The 23,929-nt window shown below is 38.8% G+C and carries 25 protein-coding genes and 1 tRNA gene; 18 read left to right on the top strand and 8 right to left on the bottom strand.

The window, feature by feature from the left end:
- The first annotated feature begins 57 nt into the window (after positions 1 to 57).
- The 7 genes from I585_RS01910 to I585_RS01880 all read left to right on the top strand — a co-directional run bounded on the left by I585_RS01910 (position 58) and on the right by I585_RS01880 (position 4,654).
- The gene (locus tag I585_RS01910; protein WP_010739345.1) at positions 58 to 657 is read left to right on the top strand and encodes a hypothetical protein; all 600 of its coding nucleotides are present in this window, start codon (positions 58 to 60) and stop codon (positions 655 to 657) included.
- A gap of 59 nt (positions 658 to 716) precedes the next feature.
- Complete coding sequence (locus tag I585_RS01905; protein WP_010739344.1) at positions 717 to 902, top strand: hypothetical protein; 186 nt, start codon at positions 717 to 719, stop codon at positions 900 to 902.
- Positions 903 to 949: 47 nt separating this feature from the next.
- Positions 950 to 1,031: transfer RNA gene (locus tag I585_RS01900), tRNA-Leu, on the top strand.
- Between the two features lie 192 nt (positions 1,032 to 1,223).
- Positions 1,224 to 2,048 carry a helix-turn-helix domain-containing protein gene (locus I585_RS01895; protein ID WP_010739343.1) on the top strand — a complete coding sequence of 275 codons (825 nt, stop codon included), beginning with the start codon at positions 1,224 to 1,226 and terminating at the stop codon, positions 2,046 to 2,048.
- Between the two features lie 78 nt (positions 2,049 to 2,126).
- The gene (gene nagA, locus I585_RS01890; RefSeq protein ID WP_010739342.1) at positions 2,127 to 3,272 is read left to right on the top strand and encodes an N-acetylglucosamine-6-phosphate deacetylase; all 1,146 of its coding nucleotides are present in this window, start codon (positions 2,127 to 2,129) and stop codon (positions 3,270 to 3,272) included.
- 123 nt (positions 3,273 to 3,395) lie between these two features.
- Complete coding sequence (locus I585_RS01885) at positions 3,396 to 4,094, top strand: gamma-glutamyl-gamma-aminobutyrate hydrolase family protein (RefSeq protein ID WP_010739341.1); 699 nt, start codon at positions 3,396 to 3,398, stop codon at positions 4,092 to 4,094.
- Between the two features lie 41 nt (positions 4,095 to 4,135).
- A complete protein-coding gene (locus I585_RS01880; RefSeq protein ID WP_010739340.1) occupies positions 4,136 to 4,654 on the top strand; it encodes a nucleotidyltransferase domain-containing protein in 519 nt (172 codons plus the stop codon).
- A gap of 41 nt (positions 4,655 to 4,695) precedes the next feature.
- Here the strand turns inward: I585_RS01880 and I585_RS01875 are convergent, their stop codons facing one another.
- Positions 4,696 to 5,136, bottom strand: coding sequence for a hypothetical protein (locus I585_RS01875; protein WP_010739339.1), 441 nt, complete (start codon positions 5,134 to 5,136; stop codon positions 4,696 to 4,698).
- Between the two features lie 183 nt (positions 5,137 to 5,319).
- Between I585_RS01875 and I585_RS01870 the strand changes: the two genes are divergently transcribed.
- Entirely contained in the window at positions 5,320 to 6,021 is a 702-nt protein-coding gene (locus I585_RS01870) for an ABC transporter ATP-binding protein (protein WP_010739338.1), read from the top strand.
- 12 nt (positions 6,022 to 6,033) lie between these two features.
- The gene (locus I585_RS01865; RefSeq protein ID WP_010739337.1) at positions 6,034 to 8,649 is read left to right on the top strand and encodes an FtsX-like permease family protein; all 2,616 of its coding nucleotides are present in this window, start codon (positions 6,034 to 6,036) and stop codon (positions 8,647 to 8,649) included.
- Between the two features lie 35 nt (positions 8,650 to 8,684).
- Here I585_RS01865 and I585_RS01860 read toward each other — a convergent pair whose 3' ends face one another.
- A complete protein-coding gene (locus I585_RS01860; protein ID WP_010739336.1) occupies positions 8,685 to 9,278 on the bottom strand; it encodes an FUSC family protein in 594 nt (197 codons plus the stop codon).
- 102 nt (positions 9,279 to 9,380) lie between these two features.
- Positions 9,381 to 10,337, bottom strand: a complete 957-nt coding sequence (locus I585_RS01855) for a Gfo/Idh/MocA family protein (protein WP_010739335.1) — start codon at positions 10,335 to 10,337, stop codon at positions 9,381 to 9,383.
- A 171-nt stretch (positions 10,338 to 10,508) separates the two neighbouring features.
- Here I585_RS01855 and I585_RS01850 point away from each other — a divergent pair, with 171 nt between their 5' ends.
- The 5 genes from I585_RS01850 to I585_RS01830 all read left to right on the top strand — a co-directional run bounded on the left by I585_RS01850 (position 10,509) and on the right by I585_RS01830 (position 14,073).
- On the top strand, positions 10,509 to 11,042 hold the full coding sequence (locus tag I585_RS01850) for a hypothetical protein (RefSeq protein ID WP_010739334.1): 534 nt from the start codon (positions 10,509 to 10,511) through the stop codon (positions 11,040 to 11,042).
- Positions 11,043 to 11,058: 16 nt separating this feature from the next.
- The gene (locus I585_RS01845; protein ID WP_010739333.1) at positions 11,059 to 11,841 is read left to right on the top strand and encodes a M15 family metallopeptidase; all 783 of its coding nucleotides are present in this window, start codon (positions 11,059 to 11,061) and stop codon (positions 11,839 to 11,841) included.
- A gap of 9 nt (positions 11,842 to 11,850) precedes the next feature.
- Positions 11,851 to 12,465, top strand: coding sequence for a glycoside hydrolase family 73 protein (locus I585_RS01840; RefSeq protein WP_010739332.1), 615 nt, complete (start codon positions 11,851 to 11,853; stop codon positions 12,463 to 12,465).
- A gap of 66 nt (positions 12,466 to 12,531) precedes the next feature.
- Positions 12,532 to 13,191, top strand: coding sequence for a beta/alpha barrel domain-containing protein (locus I585_RS01835; RefSeq protein ID WP_172463182.1), 660 nt, complete (start codon positions 12,532 to 12,534; stop codon positions 13,189 to 13,191).
- A gap of 147 nt (positions 13,192 to 13,338) precedes the next feature.
- A complete protein-coding gene (locus I585_RS01830; protein WP_010739330.1) occupies positions 13,339 to 14,073 on the top strand; it encodes a C39 family peptidase in 735 nt (244 codons plus the stop codon).
- Positions 14,074 to 14,106: 33 nt separating this feature from the next.
- Here the strand turns inward: I585_RS01830 and I585_RS01825 are convergent, their stop codons facing one another.
- A complete protein-coding gene (locus tag I585_RS01825; protein ID WP_010739329.1) occupies positions 14,107 to 14,838 on the bottom strand; it encodes an HAD family hydrolase in 732 nt (243 codons plus the stop codon).
- A 213-nt stretch (positions 14,839 to 15,051) separates the two neighbouring features.
- On the opposite strand from I585_RS01825, the gene I585_RS01820 reads away from it, so the two are divergent.
- On the top strand, positions 15,052 to 15,543 hold the full coding sequence (locus I585_RS01820) for a pyridoxamine 5'-phosphate oxidase family protein (protein WP_010739328.1): 492 nt from the start codon (positions 15,052 to 15,054) through the stop codon (positions 15,541 to 15,543).
- A gap of 81 nt (positions 15,544 to 15,624) precedes the next feature.
- Here the strand turns inward: I585_RS01820 and I585_RS01815 are convergent, their stop codons facing one another.
- Genes I585_RS01815 through I585_RS01805 form a run of 3 tightly spaced genes read right to left on the bottom strand, consistent with a single transcriptional unit; the run spans position 15,625 to position 17,987 of the window.
- Positions 15,625 to 16,284, bottom strand: a complete 660-nt coding sequence (locus tag I585_RS01815) for a DUF2238 domain-containing protein (protein ID WP_010739327.1) — start codon at positions 16,282 to 16,284, stop codon at positions 15,625 to 15,627.
- Positions 16,274 to 16,783, bottom strand: a complete 510-nt coding sequence (locus tag I585_RS01810; RefSeq protein ID WP_010739326.1) for a nucleoside 2-deoxyribosyltransferase — start codon at positions 16,781 to 16,783, stop codon at positions 16,274 to 16,276. Before I585_RS01810 ends, I585_RS01815 begins: the two co-directional genes overlap by 11 nt.
- Positions 16,770 to 17,987, bottom strand: coding sequence for a GNAT family N-acetyltransferase (locus I585_RS01805; protein WP_010739325.1), 1,218 nt, complete (start codon positions 17,985 to 17,987; stop codon positions 16,770 to 16,772). Before I585_RS01805 ends, I585_RS01810 begins: the two co-directional genes overlap by 14 nt.
- 261 nt (positions 17,988 to 18,248) lie before the next feature.
- On the opposite strand from I585_RS01805, the gene lepA reads away from it, so the two are divergent.
- The 3 genes from lepA (at position 18,249) to I585_RS01790 (ending at position 23,335) form a co-directional block, all read left to right on the top strand.
- Positions 18,249 to 20,087, top strand: a complete 1,839-nt coding sequence (gene lepA, locus I585_RS01800) for a translation elongation factor 4 (RefSeq protein WP_010739324.1) — start codon at positions 18,249 to 18,251, stop codon at positions 20,085 to 20,087.
- Between the two features lie 231 nt (positions 20,088 to 20,318).
- On the top strand, positions 20,319 to 22,073 hold the full coding sequence (recQ, locus tag I585_RS01795) for a DNA helicase RecQ (protein WP_010739323.1): 1,755 nt from the start codon (positions 20,319 to 20,321) through the stop codon (positions 22,071 to 22,073).
- A gap of 167 nt (positions 22,074 to 22,240) precedes the next feature.
- On the top strand, positions 22,241 to 23,335 hold the full coding sequence (locus I585_RS01790) for an NADH-dependent flavin oxidoreductase (protein WP_010739322.1): 1,095 nt from the start codon (positions 22,241 to 22,243) through the stop codon (positions 23,333 to 23,335).
- A 270-nt stretch (positions 23,336 to 23,605) separates the two neighbouring features.
- Here I585_RS01790 and I585_RS01785 read toward each other — a convergent pair whose 3' ends face one another.
- On the bottom strand, positions 23,606 to 23,878 hold the full coding sequence (locus tag I585_RS01785; RefSeq protein ID WP_010739321.1) for a hypothetical protein: 273 nt from the start codon (positions 23,876 to 23,878) through the stop codon (positions 23,606 to 23,608).
- Positions 23,879 to 23,929 lie beyond the last annotated feature (51 nt).

Here is a 23,929-nt window from a genome sequence, read left to right as displayed (position 1 = left end):
GCATTTTTCCAACATTTATGCTAAACTATGCTATATCAGAACAATAAGGATGATTTTATGCAAACGTACAGCAGAAAGAAGAGCCGTTTTCCTGCTTTTGATGATGAAGCAGGTGTGAAAATAGTACAGACTAACCAACGTGTCTTGTTTGATGGGCAGGATGACTTAATCACAAGTTATCGTTTAGAGGCGAAAGATATTTTTGAACGTCCGATGCCAAAAGCAAAACGAACGCGGCGTGTTAACCTAGATGAAGAACCGCGGAGGGAACTCGATCATCACAAAGCCAATCTGCCAATGTATCAGGGAGAACATAAAGAATCAAAAAAAGTAAATTTATTTGAGGAACGTAAACCAAAAGAAGTTGTTAAAACGACTTTCAATTCGCGAAATGGTCGCAGCGCAACTCCTTTTGCTCCAAAGTATGTGCCTTCTTCTATAATCCCTGATGAACCCGCTGACGCAGTGTCTCCAAGAGAATTGATGAGTCGAATGGAGAAATCAAAGCAATCGTATATTTTATTTGCTTCGGAAAATGAACAGACGCCACCAGTGATTGAAAGAAAGAAATCACGTCAGCGATTGGATCGTTCATTGCGTGGGATTATGCAAGAGGATAATTCAAAGATTGAAAGCAGTAAATACTTTCATGATTAATGCAGAAGGTGCCATATGGCAGCCTTCTGTTGTTTTAGGATGATAGGGGAGAAGGAAGTATGAATCCATTTGAAGAAAAAATTCGCCAGTTGCGGGCAGGTGAGATTGATAAATTCGAAGTGTCGCGAGATGACTTCTTTTTATTTCGTGATGTATGGACCAAGCAAGAAGATAAAAAGTTTTTCCGCGGTATCGCTGGACTAAAGGGAAATATTACTTATGTCTACGATACGACGATAGTTTAAGATATTGACTTTTTCATTTTAGCTCGCTATTATGAAAAAGATTCTGCGCGGTGGTGGTGGAATGGCAGACACGTACGCTTGAGGGGCGTATGAGCTTGGCTCGTGTGGGTTCGAATCCCATTCGCCGCATTTTGAATGTACCATTTTCTGGTATGTTCTTTTTTTTGTAAAAAAATGAAGAACGTTTAAAACTATATAGAAAACCGTATCATTTAAATTCAATTCTTTTGTGCATTTAGAACACAGAAGTTGCTTGTCTGTCAGTCATCGGATAAAATTGAGTTATTAAAATGCGAATTTGCATATTTGGAGGAATTATCAATGTTAGCAATTGGTCAAGTCTTAAAAGAGTTCAGAAAAGAACACGGCATGACACAAAAAGATCTTTCTCAAGGGATTTGTTCTCAAAGTGTTTTGAGCCGAATCGAAAATGATGAAGAGATCCCCAATATTATTGTGATTCAACAACTTTGCCATCGTTTAGGAATTACTATCGATCAATTGATGCTTGATTTTTTACCAGAAGAATTATTTCTGCGTAAATATTTCAACAAGATGTTTATGTATTTGCGAATTGGTAAATACTTAGAAATTCGAACAACGTTGGAATACTTGGATGAAAGGCAGATTACTCACTTAGATAAGGATCGGCAACTGGCTTATTTTTTTAAAGGAGTTTGCGCTTATTTTCTTGATGAGGAGCCGGAAGCGGCTTTAGATCAAATTGTTCAAGGACTTTCAATCTGTGTGTCAAAAAAATATGATGGTTATTTCGATAGTCGAATTTTACTTTTAAGTTTTGCCGGCAAAATGAGTTCGGTAATGGGCAGAGTGAGTGACGCCCAAAACTATTACAATCAAAGCTTCGACTTGTTCCAGACAATGATGGCTGATTATTCAGAGCGCAGCGAGTTGAGTAATCTTTTTGTTAACTATGGTACTTTCCTAGTTAAGCATGAGCGCTTGGATCTTGCTGAGAAAGTCGTGGATATGGGTTTGAAATGGAATCGTCAGCAATGCAGCTATTATAAATTGAGAGAGCTTTTAGAACTAAAAATTCGAATGTTGGAAGCGCGTGACGAGTTGCATTCAGTCATTAATTATCGAAAAATGCTGCGTGCTATTGAAAAGATAAAAGATTTATAGAATGGTCTACACCATTCTTGACTTCTTAATCATTCAGGAGTAACTTTAAGATACTAAGAAAAAAAGGGAGAGCTCTAAATGAAAACATTTATTTATGCTGACAAATTCTTTTTAAACTCTGGTGTTAAAGGCGCAGGTTATTTAGATGTCACTGATGGCATTTTTGGAACATATACGAAGGAAAAACCAGCAGATGCTGAGATTATCGATCAAAGTGGAAAATGGATTGCACCTGGTTTAGTTGATACTCATATCCATGGGTATAAAAATCATGATGTAATGGATAATGATGCCGATGGAATCAAAGTGATGTCTGAAGGATTATTATCATGTGGCGTGACAAGTTTCTTGCCAACGACTTTGACTTCAACTAAAGAACGTTTGAAGGATGTTGCGGAAACAATCGGCAAAATGTATCAAGAGGTTGATGGTGCGAAGATTCAAGGGATCTATTTTGAAGGTCCATTCTTCACTGAAGAACATAAAGGTGCGCAAAATCCTAGTTATTTTGGTGATCCTGATGTGGATACTTTCCATGAATGGCAAGAAGCTTCAGGTGGCTTGATCAAAAAAATAGCTCTGGCTCCTGAACGTAAAGGTGTCAAAGAATTTGTTAAAACAGTAACCGACGAAGGTGTTGTTGTTTCACTAGGACACTCTAGCGGTACATTAGAAGAAGCGCAAGAAGCAGTTGAAGCAGGGGCTAGCGTCTTTGTACATGCTTATAACGGAATGCGCGGTTTGAATCATCGTGAACCAGGGATGGTTGGCGCGTTATTAACCTTGCAGCATGTATTCTCTGAATTAATCTGTGACGGACATCATGTACATCCGCAAGCAGCTGAAGTATTGATGGAAAAGGCTGGACATGATCATGTTGCTTTGATCACTGACTGTATGATGGCGGGCGGAATGCCTGATGGCAATTACAATCTAGGCGAATTCCCAGTAGTCGTGAAAGAAGGAACGGCACGCCTTGAATCCGGCAACTTAGCTGGAAGTATTTTGAAGCTAAAAGAAGCAATTAAGAACGTTGTTGATTGGGATATCGCAACACCAGAGCAAGCAATCATGATGGCATCTTATGTACCAGCAGTGAGCTGTAAGATTGATGACAAATGCGGCATGATCGCAGAAGGACGGGCGGCTGATTTCATCGTCCTAGAACCTAGTATGGATCTGGTTGCTACTTATTTAGACGGTGTTGAACGTTATCACGCTTAATTAAACGACTGATTTTAAACTCGATCATTTTTTGATCGAGTTTTTTTGTCTTCGATGGAATTTTTATGGTAGAATTTTTGTTAAACTTTTAGACTTATAAAAAATCACTAAAAGGAGAACAATATGAAACCAATAATTGGTGTGACACCGTTATATGATGAGGAACGAAAGAGTATTTGGCTGCTGCCGGGTTACTTAGAGTTGATCGAAAAAAATGGCGGTATTCCGTTGATTTTACCTCTTACAACGAATAAGGAAGTGTTGGAATCCTTTTTGACTTCTTGCGATGGCTTTCTTTTTACTGGCGGCCAGGATATTGATCCGTCTTTTTATGGAGAAAAAAAGCGATCCGTCTGTGGGATCCCCTGTCGGGTACGTGACGAAATGGAGGGTTATCTTATGCGAGAAGTGATTGCTAAAGATAAGCCGCTATTGGCTATTTGCCGAGGTGTACAACTATTGAATGCATTGTATGGCGGTACACTCTATCAGGATTTGCCAAGTGAAAGGTCATCTTCTGTGTGTCATCAGATGATTCCCCCATATGCTAAGGTGCAGCATGAAGTGCAACTGATCGAAAATAGTCTATTGCATCGTATCTTAGATCGTACCAAACTAGGAGTGAACAGCTATCATCATCAAGCCATCAAAGAGGTAGGCAATGGGCTAGAGGTAACAGCTGTTTCAACGGATGGGGTAATCGAAGGAGTCTCTTTGAAATCAGCAAAATTTGTTTTAGGTGTTCAATGGCATCCGGAGTTCTTCGATGCATCAACAACAGAAAATAAAGCATTGATGGCAGCGTTCTTATCTGCATGTTAAACTTTTATTATCTGAAGAAACGGAAAGAGGAAGAGTGAAAAATGAAATCAAAAGATAAACAAACCGAGTCAGTCAGTAAAGAGAGTTTTCTCATGATCATTGATTTGCTAAGCGACCTTAATATTCGTTATTGGGTCGAAGGAGGATGGGGAATTGATGTGCTGATCGGAAAACAAACACGAGAACATCGGGATGTAGATATTGATTTTGATGCTACACACGAAAAAGAATTGCTTAAAAAATTGAGCGAAATAGGTTATCAGATTACGATTGATCAGCGTCCGACACGTGCAGAGTTATACCATCCTAACTATGGGAATATTGATATCCATCCATTTGTGATCAGCGAATCAGGAAGCGTGAAGCAAGCAAATCCAGAAGGTGGCTGGTTTGAGCTGGCATCTGATTGGTTTACAAAAAGCCACTATGAAGGCCGCATGATTCCCTGTGTTTCTATTGAAGGACAGAGGATATTTCATAGCGGGTATGATCTGAGAGCGATAGATCATGCGGATTTGAGCAACCTAAATGCTGCTTATCCGCAAGTCTCTGAAAATTAGAATAAGTATGATGAGAAGCGAGCACATCCTGATTAGTTGACTTAGCCTTTTCTCAGATATTCTTCGATTTCATTTGGATACAATTTTCGTATCCGGGTTTTCGTAAATTCTTGATAGCTTGGGTTACGATACAGTGCTTGATGTTTTTCAGCACTCTTTTTGCTTTTTTCCAGGTACTCTTTGAAGCTTGTGTCATCAACGAAAATTTTGTATGATTTTCGTTTGGATTCACTGATTACTTCGTAAATGCCGCATGCCTTATGATAAAGATGATCGGCAACACGTAGATAGAGTTTCGCAATCGCTAAACTTTTAAAGGGAAAATCGATTCTTCGAAGCTGTCGTTTGTCATCCTTTTGACAACAGATACAACGGCCGCACGTTCCGCAAATATACTGTTCATGGTTTTCTAAACATTCCCGTTTGCCCAGTATGGGTGTCGCATGATTGTCATTTGCATAACATTCAATACATTCTTTCATTTAAAAGCCTCCTTTTTAAACATTATCTATTCAAAAACTGCTATTTTCAAGACTTTAGTTAATGTGAAATGGAGGTTTTTTAAGTCTGACGGCATCTGTCGTTGGCTTTTTTTTGAGCTATGTTAAACTAAAAAAGAATAAAGCAGTTGTATATATAAAAGTTTAGTAATAGGGGGATACAAAATGGCTTATATTGATGTGATCGATGAGAGCAAACATTACAAAATGGGCGAAACGGTCATTAAAGCAAATGAAAAAATCAATTTTTCGATTGAAAAGGGAGAGGTTGCAGTAATACTTGGACCAAGTGGTGCAGGGAAATCCACCGTGTTAAATATTTTAGGTGGAATGGATAGCTGTGATGAAGGTAAAGTAGTGGTGGATGGCACGGATATCGCTATTTTTAGTGACAAAGAATTGACCACCTATCGCCGTAATGATGTTGGTTTTGTTTTTCAGTTTTATAATTTGGTTCCTAATCTAACTGCAAAGGAGAATGTAGAGCTGGCTTCTCAAATTGTATCGGATGCATTGGAGCCTGAAGCAGTATTGGGCTCAGTTGGTTTAGGCGAACGTATGGATAATTTCCCGGCCCAATTATCAGGCGGAGAACAACAGCGGGTCACGATTGCTCGGGCATTGGCAAAACGTCCCAAATTATTATTATGTGATGAACCAACAGGTGCTCTTGATTTTGAAACGGGGAAACAAATTTTAAAAATATTGCAGGACACTGCACGTGAAAATGGGACGACTGTCGTTATTATCACGCATAACTCGGCGATTGCACCGATGGCCGATCGGGTCATCCGAATCAATGATGCGCGTGTTCGCAGTGAAGAATTGAATGATAACCCTCAATCAATTGAAGAGATTCAATGGTAAGAGGTGAGTAAAATGAAAAGGGCGATGCGACGAAGCAATTGGCGTGAAATCTGGCAATCAAAAACACGATTCTTTTCAATTCTAAGCATCATATTTTTAGGTGTCGCTTTCTATGTTGGTTTGCGGGCCACAGGACCGGATATGTTAAAAACAGCTGCAGATTATTACCGAAAGCAACAATTAGCTGATACTCGAGTCGTTTCTTCTTGGGGATTGACAGATGAGAACATCAAGCTGATCGAAGAAGCAAAGGGTGTAAAAGCAGAGGGGCGCTATTTTCACGATATCAATCTGAGTCAGGAAAACCAGGTTTTTCGTATCTTCAGCTATGATGCAAAGCAAACACTTAATCGAGTGGTAGTCACCAAAGGCCGACTGCCAAAAAGTTCAACTGAAATTGTCTTAGATGACTTTGCTAGAGAAAAGGGCTATAAGCTAAATCAGCAGTTTGATTTTTCGGCGGATGATTCGGAGCAAGCTTTCAAACGGCAAACATTCAAAATCGTTGGATTTGTTAAAAGTCCTGAGTTCATTGAGAACATCTCTCGGGGAAATACGACAGTAGGTAAGGGTTCAATCGATTGTCTGGCTTTTGTATTGCCGGATAATTTCACTCAGCCGGTCTATTCTGAGGCTTTGATACAGTATCGAGATCTGAAGACTAGTGATGCCTATTCATCGCAGTATGAAAAACGTTTAAAACAGGATCAAAAGAACCTGAAAAATCACTTGAAAGAAACTGCCCCAAACATAATGGCAGAAAAAAAGGCAGAGCAGCAAAAGCGTCTTGATCAGGAAAAAAAGAAATTTCAACAGCAAACGCAAATCGACTTGAATGATCTTTCTCCAGAGCAACTTTCAGGACTAGCTGCGATAAATTCAGAACTCCCCATGCAACTAGAGGTTTTAGCGCGGAAACAACAGCAGATTGATTCTTTAGTAGAACCAGAGTATCATCTCTTTGCTCGTTCTGAAAATCCTGGGTATAGCGAATATGAAGACAATGCTGAACGAATTTCCTCATTGGCTTCCGTTTTTCCATGGATATTCTTTCTGATAGCGGCGCTTGTAACCATGACGACCATGACCAGAATGGTAGAGGAGAAACGGAATGAACTGGGAACATTTAAGGCATTAGGGTATCGGAACGGCGAGATTGCTCAGAAATACTTGCTTTATGCTACTTTAGCAGGCGGTGCAGGTACTCTGTTAGGACTCGTTGTGGGCTTTTATCTATTGCCGATAATTATCTTCAACGCTTATGGTCAGTTATATAATCTAGCTCAAGTGGTGACGCCATGGTATTTATCCTACGCGTTAATTGCTTTAGCCGTGGCATTAACCTGTTCTGTCGGTTCAGCCTGGCTAGTTTTACGATATGATTTGAGGGCAGCACCTGCAACATTGATGCAGCCTAAGGCACCTAAAAAGGGCAAGCGAATCTTTTTAGAACGGATGACCTTTGTTTGGCGGCGCCTTTCATTTAGCCAAAAGGTAACTTTGCGCAATTTGTTCCGCTATAAGCAACGGATGCTGATGACTGTGATCGGAATTGCCGGCTGTATGTCGATGATCATTACCGGTTTCGGATTGCGGGACTCAATTGGTGATATTGTTTCACTGCAATTTGATAAGTTGTGGCATTATCAAGGTACAACTATTTTTAAAGAGACGCCATCTGCCGATCAAGAAAAAAAATATGTTCAGCAGCTTGAAACTTTTTCGAATTATCAAGACCATTTGCCAGTCTCCTTAGAAACCTTCACTGCGCAAAAGGAAACTGTTTCTAAACAGGAAATTAGTTTGTCTGTTCCCAAGGAGAACAACAGACTGAATGAGTTTTTATCTTTCAGAAACCGCAAAACGAATAAACAATATTCGCTGACCGATGATGGTGTCATTATCAATGAAAAGCTCGCCAAGTTATTTGATTTACAAAAAGGTGATACATTAAAAATCAAATCTATTGCTGGTGAAGATTACAAAGTAAAAGTGGCGGCAATCTCCGAAAACTATGTCGGGCATTTCATTTACATGACACCGAGCTATTACGAAAAGACGTTTGACGAAAAACCAGAATTCAATACGGATCTTTTACTTTTCAGCAAAGAACCAAAACGTCAGACCGAGGATCAGATGGCTAAACAATTAATGGAGAATTCTGAAATTGCCAATGTAAGTTTTATGTCGAAATCACGAGATGCACTAAAAGATACTGTCAAAAGCCTCAACATTATTATGTGGGTATTGATCATTTCTGCGGGTCTCTTAGCGTTTATCGTGTTGTATAATCTGACCAATATTAATGTCTCAGAGCGCATACGAGAGCTATCAACGATCAAGGTCTTAGGCTTTTACGATGGAGAAGTGGTGCGTTACGTTTATCGGGAAAATATTTTACTAACCCTAATGGGGATTTTCTTCGGATTGTTCCTTGGAAAAATCGAGCATGGTTATATCTTGAAAACTGTTGAGTTGGATATGACGATGTTTTCTCCCGATATTCAACCGCTTAGTTATCTTTATGCAAGTTTGATAACGTTGTTTTTCACGCTGATTGTCGGAGTGATTATGTATTTCCGCTTGAAAAAGATTGATATGATTGAGGCATTGAAGGCAAACGAATAAGTAATTTAGTTGTATAAAAAGTGAAAGGATCATTCTCATTTTTGAGAATGATCCTTTATTTGTTTACGGACATCGTAAAGCATTCTATTCAAGTCGGCTTCTTTTTTGCGAAGTTCAACTAGATCTTCTTTGATCTGTTTCTCCTTTTCGTCTGTTTGGGGAGAAATGACCCCATTCAGTGAAATTCCAATGATGGTTCCAATAAAGGTATCTAGTACTCGATTCAGGGCGTAGAGGAAGGATTCACCTTGGGGAATACTCAAAGCAATCAAAAGCATAGTGGCGATTGCTGAAATAATACCCGAATTATTGTTGAGCCCATCAGAAAGGACAATTACTAGTACAACAAACAGAGGCAACACAAATAATTCTACAAAAAAGTCGTTATTAAAAAATGATTGAATGTAGTAGAAAATCAAAGCTAATAATCCGCCGAGAGAATTACCCAGCACTCGTGAGCGGCCAAAAGAAATGCTAGTAGTCAAGTCTTGCCGTAAGGAAAAGACTGCGGCTAGCGCAGCGATCAACGGAGAGCCGCGGTCGGTCGCGTGAAATAATAGAATGCACAGCATGACAGCTAACGCGGTTTTCATTGTTCGCATACCTAAACGAAAACGGCCAATTTGCAAATTTTCCTCCCACCTTCTTATTCTTTATATATAATAGTTTAGCGGAAGTCTGACAAAAAAACAAAAGGCATTGCCTGAGCAAAGCCTTTTATCGAAAAAATTCTATTTTTGCTGCCATTTTTTTTGCATTTGATCTAAAATATCAATCACGTCTTTAGTGAAGAAAAGGGATTTATTCGGAAGTTGTCCGTGGATCATTCGTACCATATTTTCGATCTCGTAATTCATGGCATTTCCAGCGAAACCAGATTCAATAATTTCTTTCGTTCCATCGTTGAAAAAAAGTTCTGCCTTATCAGCACGAGGGTACTCATCAATCGTCAAGTACCCATTTTCAAAAGCCACGATTCCTTTTTTTGGCATTTTTGCCTGAAACGTCAAATTAACCGTTGCAAGCTCATTTTTTTGGTTCTGTAAAATCGTCACGGATTGTTCATCGACACCTGTTGAAAATGGCACCATTGTAGATGCTACAACAGTTGGTTGTTCGGTTAGAAACCAGCGGGCAAAGGAAACGGCATAAGTTCCGATGTCTAATAGGGCACCTCCAGCTAGTTCAGGATTGAAAAACCGATTGGTTGGATCAGGATCTTTGTAACTGCCGAACGGAGCCTGAACCATTTTCAAATTCCCCATACGACCGCTATCCATTAAGGCATGTAACTCATGGTAAAGAGGCATGTTGAAAATTGTCATAGCTTCAGCTAAAATCAATTGTTTTTGTTCCGCTAGCTCAATCGCAGATTGTAGTTCTTCTGCGTTCATTGTGATAGCTTTTTCGCATAAAACATGCTTGCCTGCTTCTAAGGCATCCATGATGTGTTGATGATGTTGGCGATTTGGGACCGCAATATATATAATAGAGATATCTTCATCAGCTAGTAATTCTTCATAGCTGCCATAAGCTTTTGGCAAATTGTACGCTTTAGCAAATTTTTCAGCCTTTTCTAAAGTTCGTGAGGCACAAGCGGTTAGTTTGCTTGTTGTTTGATTGAAATTATCAGCAAAATCGTGGGCAATTCCGCCGAGACCAACGATCCCCCATTGTAAGTCTGTCATACTAATCCTCCTGAAATCGAATTTAAGTTTTGCTTTTCCAAATAGTTCATTTTTGAAAAGACAAAAGCTTTCTACAAAGTATAGCAGTAAATATTAAAATATTTCAATCGATCTGCCAAAGAGGTGTTTTTTTCTAAAAAATTCAGTAGAATAGGAGAGGAGGGATTTTTCGTGAATCAAATTTATTTAGATTTAGTAATTAGTGCAATTTTTGAACAATTTCATACAGAACAGGATTTTTACCAGGATTATTTAGGAATCAACGAGGTTCAATGGCGACAGTGGAAAACGGGACAAAATAATTTATCGCCCGAAGCAAATCAAAAAATCAAGAACCTATTCAGCGATTATGAATGGATGTTGAGTCAAAAAGTTATTCGTCAAACCTTTTTATTTCCAGAGAAACGCCAAACGGCAGTGGCTGAATATCGAGAGATGAAGACGATTGTTGCGCAAAAATGGATTGCTAGCGGATTGGCTCAAGTCGAATTGATTCCTTTCAAAAATAAAAACGAAGAAGAAAACCATGATTTCATCGATCTACGAGTCACCATTGATTATGATAATTGGGGCTATAGTGATATACTAAGCTTTCGTTTGCCTGCTCATATTCAGAACCAGATAGCCAGCGCACACAAAAAAACTGCACTGCTTGATTGGGTCAATGAGAAATTAACGGAAACATATACGTCTCTAGACGATTAACGAGAGGATTTTTAAATTGAAAAAAACAGTAGGACTACTTTCCGTCATTATCATGTTTGGAATGACCGCCTATTCGCTTTTTTATAGTGCACCTGCAGAATCGGATGCCAAAAAAGCAACTGCTACGACTTATTCGTTTGAAAAGAAAACGAGTGCCAAGAAGAAAAACGCCGTACAAAAAGCTTTACCTGATTCCAATGTTAAGGATTGGAATTTAGTATTGGTCGGTCCTAAAAATAAAATTGAAAATGAAGTTTCTGAAAGTCAGTTAACTACACTATCAGATAATAGCCATCAGGTTGATAGTCGAATCGCCAAAGATTATGAAGCATTTTCTGAAGCTGCAACGAAGGCGGGATTTCCTCTAGTAGTTGTTTCGGCTTTCCGATCCGTTGAATCTCAAAAAGAAGTTTTTGATACAAATGTGAACGGACTGATCAATGGAAATGGAATGTCTGAAGCAGATGCTACCGCAAAAACAAAGGAAACTATTACGGAGCCCGGATATAGTGAGCATCACACGGGACTTGCGGTCGATATTGTTGATCAAGACTGGTACAATACTTACTCAACACAAGTATTAGATGCTTCGTATGGTGATCAGCCTGGTGCAAAATGGATTGCCGAGAATGCACCAAAATATGGTTTTATCATTCGCTATCTAAAGGACCGTCAGGACACTACGGGCATTACCTACGAACCCTGGCATATCCGTTATGTCGGTAAAGAAAATGCTGAGTATATGACCAAACATGATCTGACATTGGAAGAGTTTTTGAAAGACCTGTCAGCTAAGTAAGGAGTTACTATGCCAAAAAAAACCTATCAAAAACGAAAGTCCAAAACTTCGATCCCGCTTATTTTTGCGGGGATCTTAGTTATTGGGTTGGCTTTCGTTTTTTCTTTACATACATTATCCGATTTTGGGGTTGAAAAAGAACAAAAAGAAGAGACACTCTCGCATCAGGGATTCATTGATCAATTAGCGCCTCATGCGAAAGAATTGCAGCAAGGTTATGGAGTGTTACCCAGTGTTATTTTAGGTCAAGCTATTTTGGAATCTAATTGGGGACAGTCACAGTTGGCAAGCCAGTACAAAAATCTTTTTGGTATTAAGGCTTCGGGAAATCAACCTAAAGTAAGTCTTGAAACGAAAGAATATGTAAATGAACAATGGATCACGATTCAAGGCGACTTTAAAGTTTACAATACTTGGGACGAATCCTTGGATGATCACACGATGCTTTTTGTAAATGGTACAAACTGGGATCCTCAACTTTATGCGGGCGTTTTAACAGCAACGGACTACAAACAAGCTGCGCAAGCACTGCAGACGGCAGGATACGCTACTGACCCAGATTATGCGAACAAAATCATTAGTGTAATTGAAACATATAACTTGGAGCAATACGATCATTCATAGTAGTATTAATGTATAGAGTGATAGAGGAGATGAGTATTAGTGACAGAAAATCACGTACCTGAAATTATGACTGAGTTGCGACAGGATATTGTTCGAGTACCTAAAGTGATCAAAAAGGCTTCGGGAATAGTCATTTTTGGGAAAAAAATTCGTTCAATTATCTTTACGACCGATATCGCGATTATACGAAATACTGATGCGGATGCAGTGATTGCTGTTTATCCATTTACACCACATCCAGCAATTACTAAAAGCATCATTGAAGCTGCTGATATTCCAGTTTTTTCTGGAGTTGCTGGGGGCCTGACTCATGGAGCTCGTTCAGCTTACATGGGAATGTTTGCCGAATCGCAGGGGAGTTTAGGCGTTGTCGTGAATGGTCCCACCCCAGTGGAAACGATTCAAGCGATTAATGATGTTGTAGATGTTCCAGTTATTGCCACAGTCACATCAAAGTATTCTAAAATTGAAGAAAAGCTGGCGGCAGGGGTTGATATTATTAATATCAGTGCTGGTAAGGATACTGTACCAGCGGTCAAACATTTTAGAAAAATGTACCCAGAACTACCTATTATTGCAACTGGTGGCCCAGATGAAGAGACCATTGAAGCAACAATTGATGCTGGTGCGAACGCTGTAACGTATACACCACCATCAAATGGCGTATTGTTCAGTAAAAAAATGGAGAAATACCGTAAAATGGAATATGATGAAGATCATCAATAAAAAAAAGCCGAAATCGTTTCTGATTTCGGCTTTTTTTAATTTAGAAGTTTAGGTTCATTTAAGTTAACTTTGGGAAACTCACCTTGAGAGAAAACGTAAAAAGGGGTGAGGAAAATCAAACGATTATTGAAATGGACGAGTTTAATCATGATACTGGCGGCAGGTTGTGTTCTCTTTTTTTATCAAAATAAGCAATCACAGGTTAGCAGCAGTCGATTTAGTGGAAATTTACAAACGGAGATCTTACTTGCGGAAGATCAAACGACTGGAACCGAATTAATCGATGTTCCTTTAGAAAATCAGAACGCGGGAACAACGCCTCTGGAAAACGGATGCGAAGTCACGGCATTATCAATGCTATTAAACTATTATGATTACGAAACAGATAAAAATGAACTGGCTGACTTGTTGAATTATGTGCCGGTCTATGAAGATGAAGCAGCAGCTATTCGTGGGAATCCCCATGAAGGGTTTGTAGGGAACATCTATACTGGTCTAGATGCGATGGGAGTAGCAGTTGAGCCCGTTGCTGAAGTTGCTAGACATATCGTTGATAGCAGTCAAACAATTGTTGCAAGCAGCAAGACTTCATTTGAAGATTTGGCTGAGATTGTAGAAGAGGGGACACCGGTTTGGGTAGTTACTACCGTAGATTTTGAACTTCCAACATCTGAAGATTTTATGACTTGGAAAACTACAAATGGGGAAGTGACTGTTTCGCCTTTGTGTCACGCAGTGGTTATTACGGGTATTGATAATCAATATGTGTATGTTAATGATCCCTTTGGTTACAAAAACAGATTAGTAGAGCGTGATAATTTTGAAATTATTTATCAAAAAATGGGTAGTCAATCGCTTTATATAATAGATGATGAGATATAAAAAGGGCACGGAAAATTTCTCATGCCCTTTTTTCTATGCAAAGATATGTTGAAATGTTGGTAGCAGTTGGTCGAAAGAGGTTAATTCAATATCTTGAACTCGCGATGTTCCCTTCGGTAATTGGCGGTTGCGATGATTTAACCAAAGTGCCTGCCAACCAGCTCGCTTTGAACCAATAACGTCGTTAGTGAAGTTATCACCAACATACAATGAATTTTCCGGATTTAATGAAAATTGCTTTTTACCCAGATCAAAAATTTCGACATCTGGTTTTTCATAGCCTGTTGCTTGGGAAATGATGATATTATCTTCATCGACCCAATTTAATAAGCCCAATTGTAGAATTTTTTTATACTGATGATCTGTGGGACCATTAGTGATAATGCTTACCGGTACTTTTTTTACTCTTAAAAAATCTAAGGTTTTTTCTACCTCTTGATGCATCGTGATGGCATCAAGTTCTTCTTCATAAAGATGTTGGAATGTCAGTGCCTCATCCTCTGTAATATAAGGATAATCTAAATCTTTCAACGACTGACTGATGCGATGAGAACGCATGTATTCCAAAGTCCACTCTTGTGTGATGACTTTGTTAAAGTTCGCGTCACTGTGAACACGAAATCGAGTATAAAGCGGAAGCATATCTTCCTCGCTCACTAAAGGAAATAATTTTTGGACTGCTTTGCGAAATGGTTCTTGTTGATCGTAGATAGTATCATCGATATCAAATACGACAGTTTCAATCAAAATCGACACGCCTTTCATTTTCAGCAAATTTTCAATTAATTACAGTAAGTATTTTAGTATAAAAAAACTAACAAAAAAAGTAAAAATCGTTGATTAGAAAAGGTTTTTGCTACTTAAAAAGACAAACCGCAGTCTATCAATTTTCAGTATCTGTGACTAAAAAAAAGATTTCTTTTTAAATTCTAATCTATTATGATTAGAATAAAGAATAAGATAGGTGGAGGGAAAAATATGCGTAGAAAAAAAAGACAAGTAACAGACTTGGAGGCAATTAAAAATTTAGTCGAGCGATCTCAAGTATTGCGAATTGCGTTGAACGGTGAAGAATATCCATATGTTGTTCCAGTAAACTTTGGATATGAATGGAATGAGGATAATCTGACTCTTTTTGTTCACGGTGCGGATGAAGGAAAAAAAATTTCAATGATCAAAAATAATCCGAAAGTTGCTGTAGAAATAGATGGTGCTCACAAATTGATTAAGGGGACAATGAATGCTTCCTCATATTCATATGCGTATCAAAGTTTAATTGGGTTTGGTCAGGCTGAAATTTTAGAAGATTTAGAGGAAAAGCGTCATGCGTTGCATGTTCTGATGGACCATGCAGCCAAAGGAGCACCTTTTGATGAAATACCTGAAGGAATGTTAAAACGAACTGGCGTTATAAAAATCAACGTAGATTCATATACTATGAAAGAAAACGTTCATCCAGACGATAAATAAAAAAGTTTCAAAACCGATTTATTTCGGTTTTGAAACTTTTTTTGAGTCACGATTCTTAATAAGATTTTTAAAACGATATAACTATTTCACTCGTCTTAAACGGTATTCCTCAAAGTAGGCAGCATTTCCGCGGCTCTGAATCATCGCAAAAATCCCCATGAGAACAGCTCCAATTGTATTGGTCAATAAATCCCCCATTGTATCCATCAAGGCCGCACGACCAACCAACAATTCTCCGGCTGAAGTAGCGTAGCGCTGCAAATTCATATCAGCTAATGTATCACAAAGAAATTCCCAGAATTCCCAGAAGACACCACAAACACCCGCAAAGGCAAAGCCAAAGAGCAAGAAGAGCCAAGGTGAAGTTTTACTAATATCTGCATCTTTCATTAAGAAGCCTAGTAAACCATAACCTAATGCAGTTAAGACCATTGGACTGACGGAATGCAAAATTTTATCCCAGAAGGAAATAATCGAGATCATATGCAGTGATGTTCCTAAGAAAACGGAAATGATCAAGAAAAACCAATAGAAATAAACGATTTTCTCAGGTAAGACAATTTTGAACACCTTTGTAATTATTTCAGGTAAGAAAATAAGTGCGATGCCCGCTAAACATTCAATTACGAAAATCACACCTTGTTTTGTTGAATATTTTCCTACGGCAAACTCGTAAATATTGTAAACGAGGCAAAGGGCTCCAAAAATCAATAAAGCTAAACGATATTTTTTATAAGTCATGGAGATCACTACCTTCTAAAAAAAGTTTAATTTGCTCCAATAGAGCATCTTCTGTGCTAACGATTGAACCGTTTAATTTGATAAGCCCAACCGTATAAAGATTTAAGTAATGAAATTGATTTTCAGCAGGCGTTTGTAGAGCTTTCAATTTTTTAAGATTATCAGCGCCTTGTTGGCGTGAATCCGTATATAAAGCAATCACAGGAATTCCTTTTGCATAAGCAACACCAATTTCCGAAGCAACGCCAGCATCAATTGTTAATCCATCAAGCAAAGCAATCATCAAATCACTTTTCAAAACTTCATCGGTATCAGCGAGTGCGATCATTTTGCTGTCAGCATAAGCCGTTTTATCGTTGATTCCAGCATTTTCTTGCGGCAAATAAACGGTCAGCTCTGTATCAATCTTTCGAATTTTTTCTACCAAATGTTGATTATAAAATAAATCACTTTGTGCAAATAAGGGTGCGGCAAAATAAATATGTTTAGAAGTAGTCACTAAAATAAGCCTCCATATCGGGAATAATTGTTTCCAAAAGTTCAATTGCTTGTTTATCTGCTTCAAGACGTTCAATACGAGCAAGATAGGCGGCACGACGATAATTCATCAGCATACAAGTCAATGTTTGTATGTCTAATGCTATGCGTTTGCCCTTTGGTTGGTCTGAGATACTCAATTCACCAGCTTGGTTCCAGCTTAATGCAAAAATACCGTTATTCCATTCGGCGATTGGATCCTCTACTACAAAATAGAATGGTTCCACAGCCTTTTCAAAAGGGAACTCCAATAGAAATTCTTTCACATCAACGATTCGAGCCATAAAAAAGGGAGCAATAGTTTCTGAAATCTCACTATCATCTAGTAAGAAGGAGAGTGGTTCATTTTTGAATATATCGCCCTTAACCCAATAAACCATTGAAAAATGGGCGCTAATAAAGTTCCATAGACCATTTCGAGCTTCTTGATTTAAATAAAACATCTCTTTTATATGAAAGACCTCGTCAGAGATCCAATAAAAAAGAACACCTGTTGGCTTCTTGTTTGCATCATAATAAATTGCCGCAATCCGTTCTTCTTCATTCTCAAAACGCCAGTATTCTTCCCAGTTCAAATCTTTCCGAATCATTGCGCCGTGGTTATTTAAGGCGAACTCATTGTAGACTTGATAAACATCTGGATCATCGACTTCTTTTCGTTCAACAATTCCAGGTAAATCGACTTGTTTAGGCAGCTGGGTGTCTTTGATTTTAAAGCTTAATTTATCAGACATAATTTCCCAGCCTTTGCGGCGATAGTAGGGAATATTATAAGGATATAAATATGAGATCCATTGTCGATCCGATCGCATTTCATTCAACGCTGTTTCAATCAATTCTTTCATCAAGCCGTGATTTGCATATTCAGGATACGTTCCAACACCAGTAACACCGCCCATTTGGAAAATTTTTCCATGAATATTTACTTCGCACGGGTAAATAGCAATTTGCGAGATCAAGTTATCCTCATGAAACCAGCCGAAAACTTTTGATTGTTCCAAGATCGGCTTCTTGGAACGGACCATTTCTCGCTTATTTTCGTATCCGCTATTTTCAATATCACTTTCAGTAACTTGAAAAACGTAACTCAACAACTCATCATATTGCGCTAAGTGTTCTTCGCCAACTTGTTTTAAGACTAGTTGCTTCCTAAAGTCATTGTCCATTCTTTCATCTCCTAATTCGTACGAAGGTAATCATTCTTGAGAAAATGCCCTTGATTATCGTCGCACATCCCATTTTACTAACCTGCTAAAGCAAGAAGTAAAACTTACAAACTGAATGTCAAATTTGATTTACAGTCTAAGTATAGCAAAACCAGAATGATATTTCTCTTATCGACTTTGGGAAATAGGGGAAAAGACTTTTTTTCTAATAGAAACGTTGGTATAATTGGCAGTGCTGATTAAAAGAAATGAGGAACTTTGATGAATATAGAAGAAATGAAGAAACGCCAGGAGATGATTCGAAATTTTTCGATCATTGCGCATATTGATCATGGAAAGTCGACTTTGGCTGACCGAATCTTAGAACAAACGAATACGGTCAGTTCTCGGGAAATGCAAGAGCAATTGCTAGATTCGATGGATCTTGAACGTGAACGCGGGATTACAATTAAGTTAAATGCTGTGGAATTGCATTATACGGCAAATGATGGCAAGACGTATATTTTTCACTTGATTGATACACCGGGACACGTCGATTTCACTTATGAAGTTTCACGCAGTCTAGCTGCCTGCGAGGGAGCGGTACTAGTTGTTGATGCCGCACAAGGAATTGAAGCCCAGACCTTGGCCAATGTCTATTTAGCTTTGGACAATGACTTAGAGATTTTACCAGTTATTAATAAAATCGATTTACCTGCTGCTGATCCTGAACGCGTTCGTAAAGAAATTGAAGATGTGATTGGCATTGATGCAGAAGAGGCTGTCCTAGCCAGTGCGAAAACAGGTATTGGTATCAGTGAAATTTTGGAACAAGTCGTTACTAATGTTCCGGCACCAACGGGTGATTTAGAGGCACCATTGAAGGCTTTGATTTTTGACTCAGTATACGATAGTTACCGAGGGGTAGTGCTGAATGTTCGAATTACTGACGGAGTTGTTCGCCCAGGAGATAAAATTGAATTAATGAGCAACGGTAAAACGTTTGATGTTACCGAAGTAGGTGTATTTTCTCCTAAAGCAGTTCAGCGTGATTATCTAATGGTGGGTGATGTCGGCTATATTACTGCTAGCATCAAGACGGTTCAAGATACGCGAGTGGGTGATACCGTCACTCTTGCCAACAATCCGGCGAAAGAAGCCTTAGCAGGCTATCGAAAGATGAATCCTATGGTATTCTGCGGATTGTATCCGATTGATACATCTCGCTACAACGATTTACGTGAAGCGTTAGAAAAATTACAATTAAATGATGCCGCACTTCAATTTGAACCAGAAACATCGCAAGCATTAGGTTTTGGTTTCCGATGTGGTTTCTTAGGGTTGCTGCACATGGATGTGGTACAAGAACGTTTAGAACGTGAATTTAATTTGGAATTGATCACGACAGCTCCATCAGTTATCTACCATGTAAATTTGACTGATGGTACTCAATTGATTGTGGATAATCCATCTGATTTTCCAGATCCATCAAAAATTCAAAGTGTCGATGAACCATACGTTAAAGCGAACATCATGGTTCCAAACGATTATGTAGGAGCTGTCATGGAACTTTCACAACGAAAACGTGGTGAGTTTATCACGATGGATTACTTAGACGATTATCGTGTAAATGTCGTATACCATATTCCTTTGTCAGAAATCGTTTTTGACTTCTTTGATAAATTGAAATCAAGCACGAAAGGGTATGCCTCGCTTGATTATGAAATGGCAGACTATCGTGAGAGCCGTCTAGTCAAAATGGATATTTTACTAAATGCTGAAAAAGTGGATGCTTTAAGCTTTATCGTTCACCGTGAATTCGCTCAGGAACGCGGTCGGGCTATCGTCGATAAATTAAAAGCCCTGATTCCTCGTCAACAATTTGAAGTGCCTATTCAAGCGACTATCGGCACAAAAATCGTTGCTCGTACGGACATCAAAGCTTTACGTAAAAACGTATTGGCCAAATGTTATGGTGGGGATGTTTCTCGTAAACGTAAATTATTGGAGAAACAAAAAGAAGGTAAAAAACGAATGAAACAAATCGGTTCAGTCGAAGTTCCTCAAGAAGCCTTCATGGCAGTGTTGAAAATGGACGAGGATGAACCTAAGAAGAAATAAGAAATGATGCATACTTTCTTGAGGCGCTGGATGGAAATATCCTTCGCCTCCTTTTTTTAAATTAACCTTTAAGTCATGAAGGATGATAAGACCGAAAAAAGTGAATCGGTTGAGCATTGTTTATGAATGTTAGTAAGTAGAAGATTAATTGTGATTTCATTTAACAATTGTATAATGCACGTGACTATTGATTTCATATACGAATCTATTTGATAGAGAAAGGGTACAACTATGCAACGAATTAAAGAATTGTTAGCAGAAAAATTTGGCTATACTCATTTTAGAAACGGGCAAGAGGAGATTATCCAAAAAGTTTTGCAAGGAGAAAATGTTTTAGGAATTATGCCAACTGGCGGAGGAAAATCGATATGTTATCAATTACCAGCATTAGTCTTAGACGGGCTGACACTGGTAGTGTCTCCTCTGATCTCCTTAATGAAGGATCAAGTAGATAGTTTGAACGAGGTGGGAATCCCGGCAGCTTTTATTAACAGTACATTGTCTACTATAGAAATGAATGAACGTGTCAGAAGAGCAGCTCGAGGTGAGATTAAGCTGCTATATGTTGCACCAGAACGATTGGAATCGGCCGATTTTCGTGAATTATTGCGATATGTACCAATCGAACTTCTAGCAATTGATGAGGCTCATTGTATTTCACAGTGGGGACATGATTTTCGTCCAAGTTATTTGAAGTTAGCAGAAACCATCCAGAATTTTAATCAACAACCTACGATCATCGCTTTGACTGCCACCGCAACACCACAAGTTGCAGAGGATATATCTACCTTGTTGCATATTTCTGAAGATAATGAGATTAAGACAGGTTTTGCACGTGAAAATTTGGCCTTTCAAGTAATAAAGGAACAAAAAGATGTGTATTTGCTGGAATATTTAAAGTTAAATCGTGGACAATCAGGAATCATCTACGCATCTACACGTAAGGAAGTTGAACGGCTATATCATCTATTGAAGCATCATGATTTTTCTGTCGGAAAGTATCATGGTGGATTGCAGGATACAGAGCGTTTAAAGAACCAAGAAGATTTTTTATTTGATCGAACTGAAGTAATGATTGCAACAAACGCTTTTGGGATGGGAATCAACAAGAGTAATGTGCGTTTTGTCATCCATGCGCAAATACCCGGAAATTTGGAGTCGTATTATCAAGAAGCCGGTCGTGCAGGAAGGGACGGCTTGCCAAGTGAGGCTGTCCTACTATATGCACCGCACGATATTCAGATTCAGCATTTTTTCATTGAGCAATCACAGTCTGAAATAACCTATCAGCAAAATGAGTACACCAAGTTACGCGAAATGAATCAGTATGCCCACACACAAATGTGTCTTCAACGCTATATTTTAAATTATTTTGGTGAGGATCAACCAGATTGCGGGAGATGCAGCAATTGTTTAGATGAGCGAGAACAAGTTGATATTACAACGGATACTCAAAAAGTCTTATCCTGTGTCAAACGGATGGGAGAGCGTTTCGGAAAAGCATTGGTTGCAAAAGTCTTAACAGGATCAAATGACCAAAAAATTAAACAATGGAACTTTGAACAATTACCAACCTATGGGTTAATGAAGGACCAGTCTCAAAAAGATGTCTCTAATCTAATTGATTACTTGACCGCTGAGCGCTACTTGGTTCCTACCGAGGGGCAATATCCTTTGTTGACTGTTTCTGAACAAGGTGTCGCAGTGCTTTTAGGCAAGCAGGAAGTTTATCGTAAACAGGCACCGGTAAAACAATTGGTGGCTGATGATGAACTTTTTGAAAAAATGCGAAGCCTTCGATCACAGCTTGCTCAGGAGAAGAATTTGCCACCGTATGTCATTTTTTCAGATAAGACTTTGACTGAACTGGCAGAAAAACAACCGCAAACCTCATTAGAGTTTTTACAAATCAAAGGGGTAGGGAAAAGCAAACTTGATAATTACGGCGATCAATTCCTAGCATTGTTGAAAAAAGACGACAAATAAAACTCGATCGATTTTCTTCATTTTGAAGAGAGTCGATCTTTTTCAGTTAGTTCAAGCAAAATACTTATTTTTTATAAGCATGATAGGTACAATGAAGCTAGTGTGAGGACTCACAGTGAGATTAGAGCTTTAATTAGTGACTTATTCTAGATAGGAGTGTTGAAGCAATGTCAAAAGTGACTGAATCTGTTCAATTAAAAAATGGTGTAACATTGAAAAATCCATTAATGTTGGCACCAATGACCACCCAACTTAGTTTTTTTAATGGAATTATCACAGAGGATGAAATCACGTACTATAAAAATCGCAGTAAGGATTTAGGTGCATTAGTTACAGGTGCAGCGAATGTTCAATTTATTGGAAAAGGATGGCCCGGAGAACTAGGTGTCTATGACGATAAATTTATTCCCGGTTTGACAAAATTAGCGCAGGCAATCAAAGGTGAAGGTGCAAAAGCCATTTTACAGATCTTTCATGGTGGGAGAATGTCTACTTTAACTGCGACGGAAGGGGAAACGCCTGTGTCAGCAAGCGCGGTTCCTGCAGAGCGACCCGATGCAGTCACGCCGCGTGCGTTAACAGGAGAAGAAGTTCTCACGGTCATTCAAGATTTCAAACGTGCAGCGATTCGGGCGATCAAAGCCGGCTTTGATGGCATTGAAATTCATGGAGCGAATACGTATTTGATCCAGCAATTTTTTTCTCCCCACTCCAATCGACGAGAAGATGAATGGGGCGGAAGCTTAGAGAAAAGGTATCACTTCATCGATGTACTGGTGGACGAAATTACCGAAGCCGTCGCAAAGTATGCCGAATCCCCATTTATCGTCGGCTATCGGTTTTCTCCAGAGGAATATGAGACGCCGGGGATTCGAATGGCAGATACCTTGTATCTTGTTGACCATTTAGCAGAAAAACCTTTAGATTATTTACATGTTTCTTTAAATGAATACGATCGGCTGTCAGTCGAAAAAGACTACCAAGAAAAAACAATATTGGCGTACATCCACCAAAAAGCTAACGGACGTGTGCCAATTGTTGGCGTAGGTGGTGTACAAACGCAAGCAGACGTTGAACATGTGTTGGAAAATGCGGAACTGTCGGCAGTTGGTCGCGCAATGGTTTATGATCCGGATTGGGCTGGGAAAGTTTTGAACAAGCAGCCTGTCCATCGATTAGAGGAGATCGATGAACAGGTCCGTAACTTGAGAGGTACGAGTCTGTGGGATTTTGTTCAGCAAGTTCGGTTAGATAAAGAGTAACTAAAAATAAAGCTTACAAAACAACCCCAAATGTTGGTTTGTTTTGTAAGCTTTTCAATTATGTTAAACGAATGATAATAAAAACCGTTGGATACTTCCAACGGCCATGAGCTAGTGTAGTGTCAAAATTGTTGGTCAAAACTTTAATAAAGCTAGCTCGTGATTATTTTACACCCGTTAAACAAATAAAAAAAGAGTTATGTAAAATGATTATCGTTTTGAACAAAAGAGAATTATAAAGCAGTCCTAGCTCCATTTATAGCAGCTATGTTAGTTTGTTTCGAATATTTGCGGTATTATCTCGTCTATTTTCAGTAATTCTTCTTCTGAGAGTATCTTACCATCTTTCCGCCAAATGTTTATTCGCCGATGCTCTTTTTCGAGGGCAAAGTTTTCTGTAACGTATTTTGCTCGCTCATTTTTTAAAAGACTCTTTATGAATAATGCACGCAGTTGGCTAAGAGTTAAGCCATTCTCTCCTTGCATTAAGAAGGGTGATTCATAGTGATAAACGCGTTGGTCATTTGAAACTGTTCCACGCATAGTTTTGCTCCTTCCTACATTTGCTTAACTCATTCTATCAATAAACAATAG

The sequence above is a fragment of the Enterococcus malodoratus ATCC 43197 genome (genome assembly GCF_000407185.1).
In the GTDB taxonomy this organism is placed as follows: Bacteria; Bacillota; Bacilli; order Lactobacillales; family Enterococcaceae; genus Enterococcus_A; species Enterococcus_A malodoratus.
Note: the sequence above shows the minus strand (reverse complement) of the source record. Positions and strands in the feature narration are given on the sequence as shown.